Source organism: Facklamia miroungae (assembly GCF_012396555.1).
Classification (GTDB): Bacteria; Bacillota; Bacilli; order Lactobacillales; family Aerococcaceae; genus Facklamia; species Facklamia miroungae.
The window spans coordinates 216,085-232,301 of sequence record NZ_JAAXPS010000004.1 but is presented as its reverse complement, the minus strand read 5'-3'; the positions used below and the strand labels follow the sequence as shown (position 1 = coordinate 232,301).

At 35.5% G+C, this 16,217-nt stretch carries 14 protein-coding genes; 1 reads left to right on the top strand and 13 read right to left on the bottom strand.

Going from position 1 to position 16,217, the window contains the following annotated elements; genetic code table 11:
- Nucleotides 1-43: 43 nt before the first annotated feature.
- From ftsX to HF969_RS06105, 8 genes are all read right to left on the bottom strand, one after another.
- The gene (ftsX, locus tag HF969_RS06140) at nucleotides 44-928 is read right to left on the bottom strand and encodes a permease-like cell division protein FtsX (protein WP_090289711.1); all 885 of its coding nucleotides are present in this window, start codon (nucleotides 926-928) and stop codon (nucleotides 44-46) included.
- Nucleotides 915-1,601 carry a cell division ATP-binding protein FtsE gene (gene ftsE, locus HF969_RS06135; RefSeq protein ID WP_090289712.1) on the bottom strand — a complete coding sequence of 229 codons (687 nt, stop codon included), beginning with the start codon at nucleotides 1,599-1,601 and terminating at the stop codon, nucleotides 915-917. The genes ftsX and ftsE overlap by 14 nt, the downstream gene beginning before the upstream one ends.
- 42 nt (nucleotides 1,602-1,643) lie before the next feature.
- A protein-coding gene (gene prfB, locus HF969_RS06130; RefSeq protein WP_180363662.1) for a peptide chain release factor 2 occupies nucleotides 1,644-2,757 on the bottom strand; the annotation gives its coding sequence in 2 pieces (ribosomal slippage) (nucleotides 1,644-2,684 and nucleotides 2,686-2,757; 1,113 coding nt in all).
- A gap of 76 nt (nucleotides 2,758-2,833) precedes the next feature.
- Nucleotides 2,834-5,290, bottom strand: coding sequence for a preprotein translocase subunit SecA (gene secA / locus HF969_RS06125; RefSeq protein WP_090289714.1), 2,457 nt, complete (start codon nucleotides 5,288-5,290; stop codon nucleotides 2,834-2,836).
- 233 nt (nucleotides 5,291-5,523) lie between these two features.
- Nucleotides 5,524-6,096 (bottom strand): ribosome hibernation-promoting factor, HPF/YfiA family, encoded by a 573-nt coding sequence (gene hpf / locus HF969_RS06120; RefSeq protein ID WP_090289715.1) that lies wholly within the window; start codon nucleotides 6,094-6,096, stop codon nucleotides 5,524-5,526.
- 117 nt (nucleotides 6,097-6,213) lie between these two features.
- Nucleotides 6,214-7,002: a ComF family protein gene (locus tag HF969_RS06115; protein WP_090289716.1), complete on the bottom strand. Its 789-nt coding sequence runs from the start codon at nucleotides 7,000-7,002 to the stop codon at nucleotides 6,214-6,216.
- Nucleotides 6,989-8,386 carry an ATP-dependent helicase ComFA gene (locus HF969_RS06110; protein WP_245694817.1) on the bottom strand — a complete coding sequence of 466 codons (1,398 nt, stop codon included), beginning with the start codon at nucleotides 8,384-8,386 and terminating at the stop codon, nucleotides 6,989-6,991. Before HF969_RS06110 ends, HF969_RS06115 begins: the two co-directional genes overlap by 14 nt.
- Nucleotides 8,387-8,445: 59 nt before the next feature.
- On the bottom strand, nucleotides 8,446-9,336 hold the full coding sequence (locus HF969_RS06105; protein ID WP_090289717.1) for a DegV family protein: 891 nt from the start codon (nucleotides 9,334-9,336) through the stop codon (nucleotides 8,446-8,448).
- Between the two features lie 87 nt (nucleotides 9,337-9,423).
- Between HF969_RS06105 and HF969_RS06100 the strand changes: the two genes are divergently transcribed.
- Nucleotides 9,424-10,065 carry a YigZ family protein gene (locus tag HF969_RS06100; protein WP_090289718.1) on the top strand — a complete coding sequence of 214 codons (642 nt, stop codon included), beginning with the start codon at nucleotides 9,424-9,426 and terminating at the stop codon, nucleotides 10,063-10,065.
- Between the two features lie 5 nt (nucleotides 10,066-10,070).
- Here HF969_RS06100 and HF969_RS06095 read toward each other — a convergent pair whose 3' ends face one another.
- The 5 genes from HF969_RS06095 to HF969_RS06075 all read right to left on the bottom strand — a co-directional run bounded on the left by HF969_RS06095 (nucleotide 10,071) and on the right by HF969_RS06075 (nucleotide 16,035).
- On the bottom strand, nucleotides 10,071-11,108 hold the full coding sequence (locus tag HF969_RS06095) for an MraY family glycosyltransferase (protein ID WP_090289719.1): 1,038 nt from the start codon (nucleotides 11,106-11,108) through the stop codon (nucleotides 10,071-10,073).
- Nucleotides 11,109-11,131: 23 nt separating this feature from the next.
- Nucleotides 11,132-11,959, bottom strand: a complete 828-nt coding sequence (nadE, locus tag HF969_RS06090; protein WP_090289720.1) for an ammonia-dependent NAD(+) synthetase — start codon at nucleotides 11,957-11,959, stop codon at nucleotides 11,132-11,134.
- A 12-nt stretch (nucleotides 11,960-11,971) separates the two neighbouring features.
- Nucleotides 11,972-13,465: a nicotinate phosphoribosyltransferase gene (locus tag HF969_RS06085; protein WP_090289721.1), complete on the bottom strand. Its 1,494-nt coding sequence runs from the start codon at nucleotides 13,463-13,465 to the stop codon at nucleotides 11,972-11,974.
- Between the two features lie 139 nt (nucleotides 13,466-13,604).
- Complete coding sequence (locus tag HF969_RS06080) at nucleotides 13,605-14,573, bottom strand: hypothetical protein (protein ID WP_090289722.1); 969 nt, start codon at nucleotides 14,571-14,573, stop codon at nucleotides 13,605-13,607.
- Between the two features lie 70 nt (nucleotides 14,574-14,643).
- Complete coding sequence (locus HF969_RS06075; protein ID WP_090289723.1) at nucleotides 14,644-16,035, bottom strand: sugar transferase; 1,392 nt, start codon at nucleotides 16,033-16,035, stop codon at nucleotides 14,644-14,646.
- Nucleotides 16,036-16,217: the final 182 nt, after the last annotated feature.

The following is a 16,217-nucleotide window of genomic DNA, read 5'->3' as shown; positions in this document are numbered from 1 at the left end:
AAAAAGATTCCCGCTTGTAAAAACAAGGAGAATCATCTGTAAATTATTTTAAAGACTTGTTAACCGCTCTCTTCGCTGCCAAAATTCCTAAAAGATATCCTAAAACAACTAGCACACCTGCTATATATAAGATGTTTGGATAAATAGGCATTGCGTAGTTCGGATTAAAAGCAAGGAGTTCTTGAGCCAAACTAAGAATAGCTTGATAGGAGAAATATAAACCAATACTAGAAAAGACAGCCCCAATAATCCCTACACATCCTCCTTCAATAACAAATGGAGCTTTAATATATGATTTTTTTGCTCCTACTAATTCCATAATTTCTATTTCTCTTGAGCGAGACTGAATTGTAATCTTAATCGTATTCGACACTAATAAAATAGCTATCAGAATAAATATTGTTCCTAATATTGCTATTACATACCGTAAAACATCGATCGATTGAATTAATCCTTCCAGATTTATTGATCCTATATTTGCATTTTGAACCCATTTTAAGCTTTTAACTTCCTCTGTCACAGCCTCCAGTGAATTGGCTGAGTCCACTGTAACAAGATACATATTATTTAGAGGATTTTTATCTTTTAAAACGTCAAAATCTTCGGTAATAACTTCTTGATAGGTTGCTAACTCATCTTCTGCTGAACGGTAGATAACTTTCGTAACATGATCAATGTTCGCTATTTCATTACCGAGTTTTTGCTCATCAGGAACTTCAGCTAGAGGATCTATCATTACTCGAACCTGAATCTCATTTTCAATTGTTTCAGTTAATTGGTTGATATTTAATACTAAAACAAGAAAAGTCCCTAATAAAAATAGAGTGAGGCTCATTACAATAATCGAAGCAGAAGTCATCCATCCATTACGGAACAAATTGCGCATGCCATCTCTTAAGTGTCGAATGTAAGACCTAATCCATTTCATTTCTAACACCCCTTTGAATATCTCTTACTAGTTTTCCCTGATGCATTTGAAGAATACGATGAGGGTGCGAATTTACTATATTATCATTGTGCGTACCCATTAAAATGGTCACGCCAGAACGATTAACTTTTTCCAAAGCTCTTAAGATGATTACTGCACTAGTAGGATCAAGGTTGCCTGTGGGTTCATCCGCAACAAGAATCTTTGGCCGATTAGCTAAAGCGCGTGCAATTGATACTCTTTGCTGCTCACCACCTGATAGTTCACTAGGTAATTGATGCATTTTAGATTTTAGCCCTACTATTTCCAAGACTTCTAGTACACGTTTATTTATTTTCTTTTTACTTTCACCTGTCACTTCTAGTGCGTATGCGATATTTTCTGCCACAGTATATTGGTTTAATAACTTAAAATCTTGAAATACCACACCGACTTGACGTCTTAATAAATGCACTTTCTTTTCAGGTAGATCATGCGCTAGAAACTGATCTACAATTACTTGACCATTTGTCACTTTTTCTTGTCGGTTCAGTAGTTTCATTAATGTTGACTTACCAGACCCACTTGGCCCTACCAAATAAACAAACTCACCTTTTTCAATTTCTAGGCTTACATCTTTAACTGCCCAAATTCCATTATCATATTGTTTGCTTGCTTTTATTAGCTTTATCACTATTGTTCACCTCACAAAATTAAGAGTATCTTTAAATAATTTTTATTGATTATGCTCCTGGATAGACCATGTTAAGTAAGCATCAATAAAAGGATTTAATTCCCCATCCATAACAGCATCAATATTGCCTGTTTCATAATTCGTTCGATGGTCTTTTACCATCGAATAAGGATGAAAAACATAGGACCTTATTTGAGATCCCCAGGCATTATCCTTTTGTTCACCCTTAATCGCTTGTAATTCAGCTTCTTTTTCTTCCACTTCTTTTTGATAAAGTTTCGCCTTCAACAAGCTCATCGCTTGCTCTTTGTTTTGGATCTGTGAACGATTGGACTGACTTTGTGTTACAATTCCTGTTGGCAAATGAGTAATTCTTACAGCAGAGGAAGTCTTATTGATATGCTGCCCTCCTGCTCCAGAAGCTCTAAAAGTATCTATGCGTAAATCCTCAGGATTGACTTCAACTTCAACGGAATCATCAATCATTGGAGTTACGTCTATCGAACAGAATGATGTATGTCGTCTAGCATTCGAATCAAATGGAGAAATACGGATTAAACGATGGACACCCTTTTCAGATTTCAAATGACCATAGGTCTTGTATCCTGATACTTCTAGAGTAACGCTTTTGATACCTGCTTCATCTCCATTTTGATAATCAATAACTGTTATAGAATAACCGTTGTGACTAGCCCAACGTTCATACATTCTTAATAACATTTCACCCCAATCTTGTGATTCTGTCCCACCAGCACCTGGGTGAATTTCCAAAATTGCATTTAGATGATCATGTTCTCCAGACAAAAGAAGAGATAATTGATATTCATTAATTTGTGAATTAAGCAAATCCAATTTGGTTTCTAACTCTTTTTGTAGTTCGAGATCCTTTCCCTCTTCTAACAATTCCAAGCCAATCATCACATCGTCTAAGCCTTCTTCCAATTGATAAAAAGATTCTTTTTCAAGCTTACACTTATTTAGTTCTTGAATTGATGCTTGAGCTGACTGATTGTCATCCCAAAAGTCTTCCTTTAACATTTTAGCCTCAAGTTCGGCAACGTCGGCTTCTAATTTTTCAATGTCAAAGAGACCCCCTAATTTTTTCAATGTTAATTTGAGCAGACTCTATTTGATCTTTAATTTCATATAATTCCATCCTATCACCTTACTTTTTCAAAATTGACACAAAAGGCCCTTTGGAATTTATCCATAGGACCTTTTTATTCTGTCATCTAGCCTTTTAACGTCTTAACGCTTTGATGTTGAGGCATTGAACTTGGCTTCACGCGAGGACTTGATGAATTTACTTGTTCTCTTTCCAAATTCTGACGAATTTGTGCTTTCATTATGAAGCGGGTTATATCGTATTCAATCGCTGCGATCATTTCTTGGAAACGATCAAATCCTTCCGTTTGATACTCTGTTAAAGGATTTGTTTGAGCATAAGCTCTTAACCCAACCCCTTGACGCAAATGATCCATTGCATCAATATGATCTGTCCATTTAGAGTCTACAACACGTAAAATAATAACTTTTTCAAATTCTAAGACTTGTTCCGGACCATTTAATAATGCAATTTTTTCGTCAAAAGCCGAAACGGACTCATTATATAAATAACTTACTAATTCTTCTCTAGACTTACGATCTAAGTCCTTTAAAGTGATTTTTTCCGGACTAAATAAGGTGTTATGAACAAAGTCTAATAAACTTGGTAAATTCCAATCTTTTTGCTCGCCTTCGGTAGCATAGGCAACTTCACGTTCGATTGTACGCTTGATCATAGCTTTAATTTGCGGTGTCAAGGTGTCTTCTTCATTAATAACAGCAAGTCTTTGACCATAAATAACTTCCCTTTGTTCACGCATAACTTCATCATATTCCAGAACGCTCTTACGAGTGTCATAGTTGTTACCCTCTACTCTTTTTTGAGCAGATTCCACTTGACGAGATAACATTTTACTTTGGATAGCGAGATCTTCACCCTCATTACCTTCATCCGTCATGTTTAATTTTTCCCAAACCTTTTGAATCCGATCTGATCCAAAGCGACGCATTAAGTCATCTTCTAAAGATAAATAGAATTGAGAAGCGCCTGGGTCACCTTGACGGCCTGCACGTCCACGTAATTGGTTATCAATTCTTCGTGATTCATGACGTTCAGTCCCAATAACTGCGAGACCTCCGACTTCTTTAACACCTGAACCTAATTTAATATCTGTTCCCCGTCCAGCCATATTTGTCGCAATCGTAACAGCTCCTCTTTGACCAGCAGCCATTACAATTTCAGCTTCTTTAAAGTGGTTTTTTGCATTTAAAACTTCATGTGGGATACCTTCTTTAGATAGCAATTTTGACAGATATTCTGAAGTTTCCACAGCAACCGTACCTACTAGAATCGGCTGTCCCTTTGCATGACGTTCTTTAATTTCTTCAACGACAGCCGCAAACTTAGCTTTCAAATTTGGATAAAGTAAGTCAGGATGGTCTTTTCGAACGACTGGCCGATTGGTTGGGATAGAAACAACATTTATATTATAAATTTCTCTAAATTCTTCTTCCTCGGTTTTAGCGGTTCCCGTCATCCCTGATAATTTTTCATACATTCGGAAATAATTTTGAAAGGTAATCGTTGCCATCGTCTTAGATTCATCTTGAATTTCAACATTTTCCTTTGCTTCAATGGCTTGGTGAAGACCATCTGAATAGCGCCGTCCATCCATAATACGACCTGTAAATGGGTCTACAATTTTAACTTCACCTTCATCTACAACATAATCGATATCGTGAATCATAATGTAATTGGCACGCAAAGCTTGATCAATATGATGAACCAGTGTCGAGTTTTCAACATTGTAGAGATTTTCCAATCGGAATATTTTTTCCGCCTTGTCGACTCCGATATCCGTCAATACAATAGATTTAGAAGTTAAATCAATGGTATAATCTTCTTCTTCTTTCAACCCCTTAACAAAATAATCTGCTCGATTATATAAAGCGGTGGATTTTTCGCCTTGACCAGAAATAATCAACGGTGTCCGAGCCTCATCAATTAAAATAGAGTCTACTTCATCGACTACTGCAAAATATAAAGGTCTTTGAACCATTTGTGACTTGTAAACTACCATATTATCTCTTAGATAGTCAAAGCCCAACTCATTATTTGTAGAGTAGGTTACATCGCAAGCATAAGCTTCTCGTTTTTGAGCGGCATTCATTGAATTTAAGTTCAAACCGACTGTTAATCCTAGAAAACGAAAAACCTCTCCCATTTCTTTAGAGTCACGGGTTGCCAAATAATCATTGACAGTTACAACATGCACACCCTTGCCTGATAAAGCATTAAGATACACCGGCATTGTTTCTGTTAGGGTTTTTCCTTCACCAGTTTTCATTTCGGCGATGTCCCCATTGTGAATGACAAAACCACCTTGAATTTGAACGCGATAAGCGAGTAGACCTAAGACACGATAGGCAGCTTCCCTAACGACAGCAAATGCCTCTACTTGTATATCATCTAATCTCTTCCCGTTGGCTAATTTGTCTTTTAAAATAGTTGTTTGAGCGCGTAGTTCCTCATCGGTCATTGTCCGGTAGTCTTCTTCTAAAGCGATGACTTGATCAGCTAACTTACCTGTTCTTCTTAACTCTGCATTGTCATTTTCAATTAAATTCTTTAAAAAGTTGGCCATTAATATGCTCCTTTAATTCCCATAATCCTAAATTATCCATCTTTGTAGATAAAATTACTCACTGTAACATTGTATCATTTATAACTCGACTTTCAAAGATTTTTTAATTTAACTTTCTTCTTTTCTATAGACATTTTATTTCTACTAAATCCCAAATTAATAAAAGTGAAGGACTTTGAAAAGTCCTTCACTTTTACTTTTATTATATATTTTATTTATTCGAGAAAAGATTTTTAATCCATTCTTGCCGTTTCAATTAAACCATAACGACCATCTTTACGACGATATACAATATTGATCTCATTTGTTTCTGCTTCCTTATAAACGAAGAAGTCGTGTCCTAGCATGTTCATTTGCAGAACTGCTTCCTCAGAATCCATTGGCTTTAATTCAATTCGTTTTGAGCGAACAATTTTTAGATCTGGTTCACCTTCCACTTCTTGATCGCTTGTAGTTGAAGCTTGAGCTAAATCAGCGGCGGTAATTCCTTCAAACCCTTTTTCACGTGATTTACGATTAATTTTGGTCTTATATTTCCGTACTTGTCGCTCTAATTTATCGACCACAAAATCGATACTTGCGTATAAATCGGGTGTTGTTTCTTCAGCTCTAAGCACTAAGAAAGATAAAGGAATGGTCACTTCAGCTTTTGCTGTTTTATCCGGATATACCCTCAAATTCACATAAGCTGTTGCATTCGGCACGTCATTGAAAAAGCGCTCTAACTTAGCCACTTTCTTTTCAGCGTACTCTCGAATCGCTTGAGTAACCTCGATATTTTCACCACGAACATTATAGTTAAACATAAATATCCCTCATTTCCTATCTATTTAGTCTATCGCTTACTGGCTTTAGACCCAAAAGCTATTGCTAGCTTTAAATTATTATATCATACGCTCACCTCGATTGAAAGCGCTATACTTTTATGTGATCATTAGTTTCCTTGCTAAAGAAAAACTTATCATTTCCTTTTCTCCTGCTTTTATTAAATGACACTTCGCCCCAGCCTCTAATTTTGCCTGCAAAATGGTCGAACCTGTTGTATAAACATCATCAAAAATTATTATCCCTGCTTTTTCTTTCAAGCATCTTATGTCAACTTTAGTCCAAGTAAAAGGATGTGTAAAGTTTAAACGTTCGCTCCTTTTTTTCTCTGCTTGTCTCAAACCGTTTCCTACATAGATAAACGGGCACCTATACGGAATATTCGCTATTTCCAACAAGTAAGCTGTTGGGTGAAATAGCCTCTCTTCCATGCTTTCTTGAGAACTTGGTAAGACAACCCACAAGTAATTTGAATACTTCTTATATATTTTTTTTAAAGGGTTTTTCATCACCTCCGCTAATCGACAATCGCCCTGATATTTATAGCGGTAAATCCATTCTTTAAAAGTTTCATTATACTCAAATAGGGCATAATGTTTAATTAATCTTAAAGGATATTTTTTTCGCCAATTAAAGCAATCTAAACAGTACTTTTCATCCGAATTTTCGAGAGTATAACTCTTACAAAAAGCATTTGAAGCGTCTATTTTCCCTCCACAGGCACAACATTTTTTCTGATAATTACCATATAGCGAAAATAATTGTTGGCAATCCTTACAAAGTAAATCTTCCTCGATGGGTTGCAATGAAAATAATTGCTGCCATGTTAAATCAAAAGGAACGGGTTTTTGACATAACATACATACCAGCTGTCTACTCTTCTCCACTTAGAAGCCCTCTTTTCTTTGCTAATAAATTCATCGATCTTATTTCTTGATATGCCTTTTTCATTTCACTTGTAATGCCATGGTGCCCAAAAATCACTTTCCCTGAAGGAAAATCGGCTTTCCTACCCACTCTTCCACTCATTTGCACCAACGCTGATTTAGAAAAAAGGGGATCTTCAGCTCCGAGAATATAAACTTGACAATTCTCAAAAGTTACTCCTCTTTCAAGAATAGTCGTCGAAATAAGCACTTCATACTCTCCCCTACGCAATTTTTCCACCTTTTTCTGACGCTCAGGATCAGCAGCGTATACATATGTCAGGGGAATTTGCGCAAACTCTTTCATTAACCATTCTGCTAAAGCAATCGCTAACTTAATATTAGCCATAAAAATTAGCTTTTTACCTTTAAGTTCAATGAAATTTTTTAAGGTGTTAAACAGTTTGGTCTTCTTTTTTCGTATAATTAAATGCGTTTCCCATTCCCCTAGCCAGATAAAAATGGGTTCAACTAAAGGATGACCATGGTAACGAGCTGGTAATATCGTTCGGTGAATCAGACCTTTCTTAACAGCAATGTCAATTTTTTTATCAGGAGTTGCTGTCAAAAAAAGCAATTTCCCCTTATTTTTCACCGCGCGATTAACAGCAAAATGCAAACGATGATCATCTACATAAGGGAAAGCATCCACCTCATCAACAATTAAAAGATCGAAAGCTTGAATAAAACGCAGAAGTTGGTGAGTTGTTGTAATTAAAATATCACATGGTTTATATTGGGTTTGACTCTTTCCGTGCAGCAAGATGACTTTCGTATTTTTAAAGGCTTCACATATTCTTGGGAATAATTCAATACAGACATCCACACGTGGAGAGGCGATAGCAATTTTTCCTCCTCCCCTTAATATTTTATCGATAATTGGAAAGAGCATTTCTGTTTTCCCTGCTCCAGTTACCGCGTGAATTAAGTGGGGATGGAGAGAATCTCCCAGTGAATCGAATGCCTCTTGAGCAGCGATTTTTTGTTGGAGAGAAAGTTCCCCCTTCCAACTTAAAAAAGAGTGATATTGGTCAGTCACTAGGTATTTAGTATTTGGTAAATAATAGAGAATATCTCGACTGGTAATCCTCCCCATTTGCAAGCAAGAGCAACAAAAAAATATCTTCTCTTGCCTATAAGTCAACGAGGCATATTGATCCCTATCTTCGCAATGGCACCTAGAACAAATTACTTTGTCTTCACTCACTTTAATTGCAGGCATTTGTTCCATTTTTTTTAGGATCCCATCTATTTTCCATTGGGTCTTAGTCAAATACTCTTTCCAAGTCTGTATAGCCTCTCTTTTTGTCATCAACCGCCCGATAAAAAAATCTTCCCACTCCACAAAAAAACTCCCTCTTTGTACTCGTTATAAACAAGTACAAAGAAAGAGAATAATAAGTGCTAATAATTATTGACTTTATTTTCACCATAATTAGGTATAATTGCTAGTCCGATACAATCTTTACCAGTATGCGTTCCGATAACCGGACCAATAGAATTAGTATGGATACATGAAATTCCTAATTCACTTTTGATTAAACTCGCTACCATGCTAGCCTCTTCTATCGTGTCTGCATGAGTCATCATGACGTGCACACCTTGGGGATAAGTTGCCATCGCTTCTTGAATGAGTTGAATCCAGCGAGCATACACCTTTTTATTGGTACGGATTTTTTCAAAGAGAACAATGCCGCCCTCTTCATTGAAATGCAATACAGGACGTATTTTTAATAGTTGCCCTAATGTAGCTAAACGCGGATTTAAACGCCCTCCTTTAACCAAGTTATCTAAATCTTCTACCATAAAATAAACCTGAGTATGGTTCGCTTGCCAAGTTATTTCGGTAACAATTTCTTGAATACTTTTCTGATCTTCTAGGCCTTTCAGAGCTATCCGAGTCAACCCTTCAATCACAATGCAAGATGATTTAGAGTCTACTGCATGCCCTTCGATACGGTCTTGATATTCTGAAAGAATTGATTTTGCCATAGCATAAGTTCCCGATATACTAGACGAGAGATGGATAGCAATCACCGACTGGAATCCCTGCTCGACTATCTCATCCATCAATTTATAATATTCTCCTGGATGAGGTTGAGAAGATTTAGGCAACTGTTTACTTTGTTCCATGTATTTATAAAACTGTGCTTGTTCATCAATATTTGCCATATCTTTAAAAGTTTTACCATCATCAAAAATAATGCTAAGATCTACTTGAAAAACATTAGGTAGAGTAGCTATCTCCTGATTTAAATATGCTGTAGAATCTACTATAATTGCGGTCTTCACCATTCATTCTCATTCCTTATCTTACTGTCGATGCAGTTAATTTTATAAATTATGCTATACTCTCTTTTAGAAATACGAAAGGAAAGCTACATGTTTAATTATATTAGTATAAAAGAAGAAATTATTCATGAAATTGAAATCAAAAAGTCACGCTTTATCTGTTATTTACTCCCCATTAAAAATGAAGAGGATTTCATCCACTACTTGAATAGTATACAAAAAAAACACTATAAAGCAAATCATCACTGTTTTGCTTATATCCTTGAATCAGACAAGAGTATTCAACGAATGAGCGATGATGGTGAGCCAAGTGGTACCGCTGGACTTCCTATGTTAGAAGTTCTACGCCAAGAAGATTTAACATTTATAGCTGCTATTGTTGTTCGTTATTTTGGCGGCACAAAACTGGGGGCAGGAGGCTTAATCAGAGCTTATTCTCATTCTGTGAGTCAAACCTGTCAGTTAGCTTGTCGAATTAAAAACGTTGATCAAGCAATTTTCAATCTTGAGATTAATTATGCTCAACTTGATCGTTTCAATCATAACCTCAGACAAATGCCTGGTGACCCTACTATCCTTAATATGAGTTACCTTGAAACAATTCAGATCGAACTAGCTATTCAAGCAAACTATTCTGATGAATTTATTAACGATTTGATTAATTTTTTAAACGGTCAAGTTCAAATAGACTATAAAGGTATTCGATCAGTAGAAATTGACTATTTAAAATAAAAGTTCTATTTCTTATGCGAAGATTCTTTACCGATATAAACTGTCAGACAAATCATTATAAAAATTAAAACGAGAGTTAACCCCCATATTGACCATTTTAATTCTGGATAAGCATGAAGTGCTAAAGTAATTATTGAAAAGATAGCCGAAAGCGCCATCATCATTTTATTGACCGCACTTTCACTATATCCTCTACGCAATAAACGGTGGTGAATGTGTTCCTTGTCTCCCTCAGTCACAGGTGAACGATGTAGTAAGCGTCGCATAAAAGCAAAGGTTGTATCAAAAAGAGGGACGGCAAACAGTAAGATTGGGAAGATAAAAGAATATAGACTTGCATTTTTAAGGTTGGTTACAGTTAAACTCGCATACATAAAGCCAATGAACAAAGCTCCGGTGTCTCCTAACATAATTTTTGCAGGGGGCCAATTAAAAATTAGGAAACCAGCGATAGAAGCAAATAAAAACAGCAATTTTAAGACGAAATCCAATTGAATGGTTAATGAAAAACCGAGGGTAATTATAACCATTGAAAAAAGACTTACAAGGCTTACACTTGAAGCGAGACCATCAATCCCGTCCAATAAATTTAAAGCATTGGTTACCAAGTAAATCCACAAAATTGTTAATAAATACTTTAAGCTGTTGAAAATAAAAGGATCTTGAAAGTCGATGAGCTGAGAAGAAAAGGAAATCTCACTAAAATAGTACACATAGTGACAAGCAAATAATATCCCTACCGATTTTTTTAAAGGTGATAGATTTAACCAATCATCAAGTATCCCCGTTATTAGGATGATCAAAGACGCGATAAAAAGACTACCTTGTTTGTCACTTAAAGCGAAAGGATTGAGCATATAATAACTAATCCAGTAAGCAAAGAAAATAGCCACCCCACCATATGCAGGAGGGGTAATTTTTCGTGTTTTGAGGGGAGAATTATTCTTTGTACACATGAGAATCTTCCACAGTGAATACGAGAATATAAGTGATAAAAGAAAAGCAATCCCCACACGCACTAATATTTCCATTAGTATGGACATAATCTCAGCTCCTTAAATCAAGTTTACCTCCAAAAATGATCAAAAATAGTGATTGGGAGGTGTCGTTTATGCTGACTTGCTAAATACCATTTTTCAATTATCTCTGCATCTTTATCCACAATAGATTCTCCAGTCAGATAACGGTCGATTGCTTGATAGGTGACACCTAACGCCTGCTCATCTGGCATCATTGGACGATCTTCTTCAAGGTCTGCTGTTGGAACTTTTTGGTAGAGTTCTGGAGGACAGTCTAATAATTTTAAAAGCTCTTTACCTTGACCTTTCGTTAAACGCCAAAGCGGCATAAGGTCTGCCGAACCATCACCAAATTTTGTAAAAAAACCAGTCACACTCTCCGCAGCATGATCGGTACCAATGACAACCCCTGAAAAATGACTAGCGACTGCATATTGCATAATCATTCTTTGTCTAGCCTTAATGTTCCCTTTATTAAAATCATTTATGGTGATCGATTCCTTTTTTAAAGAACTAACAATCCCTTCGGTTGCTTCTTCAATATTTAAGTGTAATACCCGATCAGGCTGAATATAAGAGATTGCTTTCAACGCATCCGCTTCATCATTTTGTTTAGCGAAAGGAAGTCGAACTGCAATAAATTGGTAGGCTTGATCGCCTGTTTCTTCTCGCATTTCAGTAATCGCCATCTGTGACAGTTTCCCAGCCAAGGTCGAATCTTGTCCTCCACTAATACCAAGTACCAAAGCTTTCAAACCTGGGTATCGTTGTAAGTAATCTTTTAAGAAATCTATTGATCTTCGGATTTCTCTATGAGGATCGATATGCGGTAAAACTTTTAGGTTTTCTATAATTTCCTTTTGTAGCGGTCTCATTTAATGCTCCTTTTAGTAGTCTATATCACTTTTAAAAGTCTCTGCTATTAAATCAACTTGTTCTCTAACTTCTTGAATACTATTCATTTTCAAATCATATAAAGCTTGAGATAAGTCAACTGGATATAAATGGGGATTGAGAATACGTTTATATTCTTCCCATAAGCAATTGATTCTATCATCTAAATAGGCTTTGATTTCTAAAATGTTTGGTAAGTCATAGACTTGTTTACCTTCTTTAAAAATATCTTCTAAAAGCGGTCTTGCTTCAAAATTTTTGACTGTCTTATTAATATAAGTATGAACAGGATGAAACATAAATAATTCATCTAATTGATCAGGTCGCTCATCGATTAAAGCCACATAATCTCCTTCAACCTTTCCGTCTTTCTTACGCGTAATACGCCATACTTGTTTTACACCCGGTGTAGTAATTTTCTCTGTGTTAGAAGAAATCTTGATTGTAGGTGCTATTTCGCCATGTTCATCTTCAATACCTACCAATTTATATACTGCGCCTAGTGCAGGTTGATCATAAGAGGTGATAATCTTAGTGCCTATACCCCAATCATTAATTTTTGCTCCTTGCATACGAAGGTTTAAAATTGTTTTTTCATCTAAGTCATTCGATGCAATAATTCGCGCCTGAGTGAATCCCGCCTCATCTAATTGTTCGCGTATTTTTTTAGATTGATAGGACATATCCCCTGAATCAATTCTAACACCAATGAAATTAATTTTATCGCCCATCTCCTTGGCCACTTGTATAGCAATCGGCATACCCGAACGTAAGGTATCATAAGTGTCAACTAAAAAAACAACATCTTGATGCGTTTCAGCATAAGCTTTAAAGGCTTTGTATTCATCACGGTATGCTTGAACTAATGAGTGAGCATGCGTTCCCGATACTGGGATGCCGAATAGCTTTCCGGCACGAACATTCGAGGTAGAATCAAAACCACCAATGTATGCTGCTCGTGTTCCCCAAATAGCTGCATCCATTTCCTGAGCTCTCCTAGCACCAAATTCAGAAATTTTGTCGCCTTCTCCTACGACAGATCGAATTCTAGAAGCCTTTGTTGCTATGAGGGTTTGGAAATTAATAATATTAAGAATTGCTGTTTCAACCAACTGACACTGACCAAGAGGCCCTTCAACTTGCATCAGAGGTTCCGCAGCATAGCAAAGTTCTCCTTCACGCATCGCTCTTACAGACAACTCTAATTTCAACGAAGCTAAGTACTTTAAAAAACTTTCAGGGTAGAGATGTAAACTTCTTAAGTACTCCAAATCACTATTGGAAAAACGGAAATTATTTAGATAATGAATCACTCGCTCTAACCCCGCAAATACGGCATAACCGTTATTAAAAGGATTCTTGCGAAAATAGACTTCAAATACAGCTTTTTTTTGATCAATCCCCTTTTCCCAGTATGTCTTAAGCATATTAATTTGATAAAGGTCCGTATGAACCATTAGACTATCGTCTGGATAATTGTAGATCATTTTAATCTTCCTAACTGAATAATTTTATTAATTGTATCACACTCTTAGCTATAATGTTGAGTTGACGAATTAGTCTTATGTTCACGAACCTAAAAAAACAACCTTCTCACCAAAATTGGTTAAAGGTTGTTTCATAACTTTACTCTTCTGTTGAACTTTCTTGAAAATATTGAACAGCTTCTGTTGGTATTTGAATGTTTATACGTTCACCGTATTGATCAAAGTTGAGGTTAATGTCGACACTTATTTTTTGAGGAAGATTTGCTTGATCTTCTTGGCTTATAGTTTTAGACAAAACATCCGAGTTCACATCTATTTTTAAAACTATATTCTTTAGCTGGCCTGTTTGACTACCATAAGTAACAATCATTTCTGGATTCATTTCAAAAAACGTTTTAAATGTATCAGGGTTGAGTACTTTTTCTATCGACTTTTCATAGTCTTGGTCAAACGATTGTCCTAACTCTTCAGATTGGTCTTTTGCCTTATCAGCAGATTCATTGATAACCTTTTTTAGATCAATCGCTTCATCTAAATCATGATAGAAGGCTTCACCATCAATGTTTTTCTTTAATTTAAAAAGATAATCCTTATTTTTTTCTTCGAACTCAAAATAATTATTGATAAACCTTTCATTTTCATGAGTCCAATCACTTTGTGCTAAATCATTAGCTGATTTTTCAAAAGAATCTTGAATACTCTTGAGAATGTCTTCCTCTGTTACTGACCATTCTGTAACTTCCCATGATTTGGAATAAGTACTATAGACATAAGTAAATCCATCTTTGGAATAAGACTCAAATCCGATAGGTTCTGAGCCCAAAAAAGGAGAGACAACATTTGCAACAACTTGTAAAGCGATTGGTTGATCATTCATTTGTAAATCTAAATCCACATTCCCAAAGTCACTTGTCATACCCTGAGAGGATATTTTTACTCCTATTTTTCCTTCCATATGAAAAGATTGAAAACTTTGTTCTCCTACTTTTTTAGCAATTTCACTCCATGCATCCGAAGTCGACTGACTACCTTGAGCGATAGCCTTAGGCATAAATAATAAACCAATCAATATAAACACAAAAAGTGATTTAAATTTGTTGAGTCTCAAACTAGTAACCTCCCTGCAATTTAATCTAAAAAAATTTTAACATAAATTATTAAATTTCACTAGGATTTAGCTAGTCCAGAATAATAATTCTTGATCGAAAATCTTCCCAAGTCGGTATTACCACATTTTCTTCATCTACCCCTCTTGAGGACACTTTATCAAAAAGAATTTTAATTGTTTGAAACAGCAACTTAAAATCAAAGGCGATTGAATAGTTCTTTATATATAGCAAATCAAAATTTAATTTATTATTAAAGTCAGTTGCGTATTTACCATAAACTTGGGCATAACCTGTAATACCTGCACGGACATGGTGGCGTAAATCATAGTAAGCATTCTCTTGATTAAATTGATTAACAAAGAAAGGGCGTTCCGGACGTGGACCTACAAGAGACATATCTCCTACTAAAACATTAATTAATTGAGGTAACTCATCAATTCTGGTGGTACGAATAAATTTACCTACTCGAGTTACTCGGGCATCATTAGAACTAGCAAGAACTGGTCCAGATTCATCTTCAGCTGTCTGCGTCATTGAACGAAATTTTAAAATATTAAAGGGTCTTGACCCTTTAGTAATTCTAACTTGCCGATAAAAGATTGGACCTTTACTATCTAGTTTTACAGCAATTGCTGTGATTAACATGATAGGTGAAGCCAAAAATAATAATATGAGTGAGGAAGCAATATCTATGCTACGTTTGATAATCGCTTGCTCAAAAGAAATAGAAAATGTCGATACCTCAATCAAACTCTCATCCTCAAAACTCATAATATTAGGATTGACCATCATTAAGTTAGCAAAATTAGTTGATAAAAAGAGCTTTTTATTGTTTCGCATCAAATAATCAAATATTTTCAACCGTTCAGTTTCCTCAATGTAACCAGTAAGATAGACTATATCGACTTCATCAGACAATTCAACTACTCGTTGATAATAATTCGATAAAGCAACATGCGTCACTTCGTGTCTACGATTACTCATCCGATCAAAATTGATAACAGCATTAAGTGCTTTTTGATTTTCCCCAATGACCAAAACTCTTTTACGTCCAGAAAGACGATGGTAGAGAACGTAGGCCATCGCGTTAAAAAGAAATAAGAGTGATGTTCCTACAAAAAAATTTAACAGAATTACAGATCTAGGAAATGTTAACCATGATCCTGCGTAAGTTACAGCCATCATGAAAAAAGACAAAAACAGTTGTGACAACATAGTAAAATAAAAAAGATCCATTAATGTTTTGTTATAAAATATATAGGTTCCAAAAAGAAAATTTATAAAAATAAATCCCAAAGCAATCCACAAATAGCTCGATTCAAAAGCGATGAAATTTCTCGATGGAATTTGACCAGCAAATTTCAGATAAAATGATAGTAAAATACTTAAAAGACAAACGAGCGAACCCATTATCGCTACAACAAAGCGTAATAAATTGTTCCATTCTTTTCGATGGTTCATCATAAACCCTCTTTCTATTCCATTGGTTCTCTTCTATTATACCGACTTCTAGAAAAAATAACCATCAACAAAAAGACTGAAGCTTTGTAAATATATGAAGCCGTCCATATATATTTAAGCCCACCCTATTTCTTACAAAATAAGATGAGCTAAAATAAGATACTTAAATTTGATTTATGTTT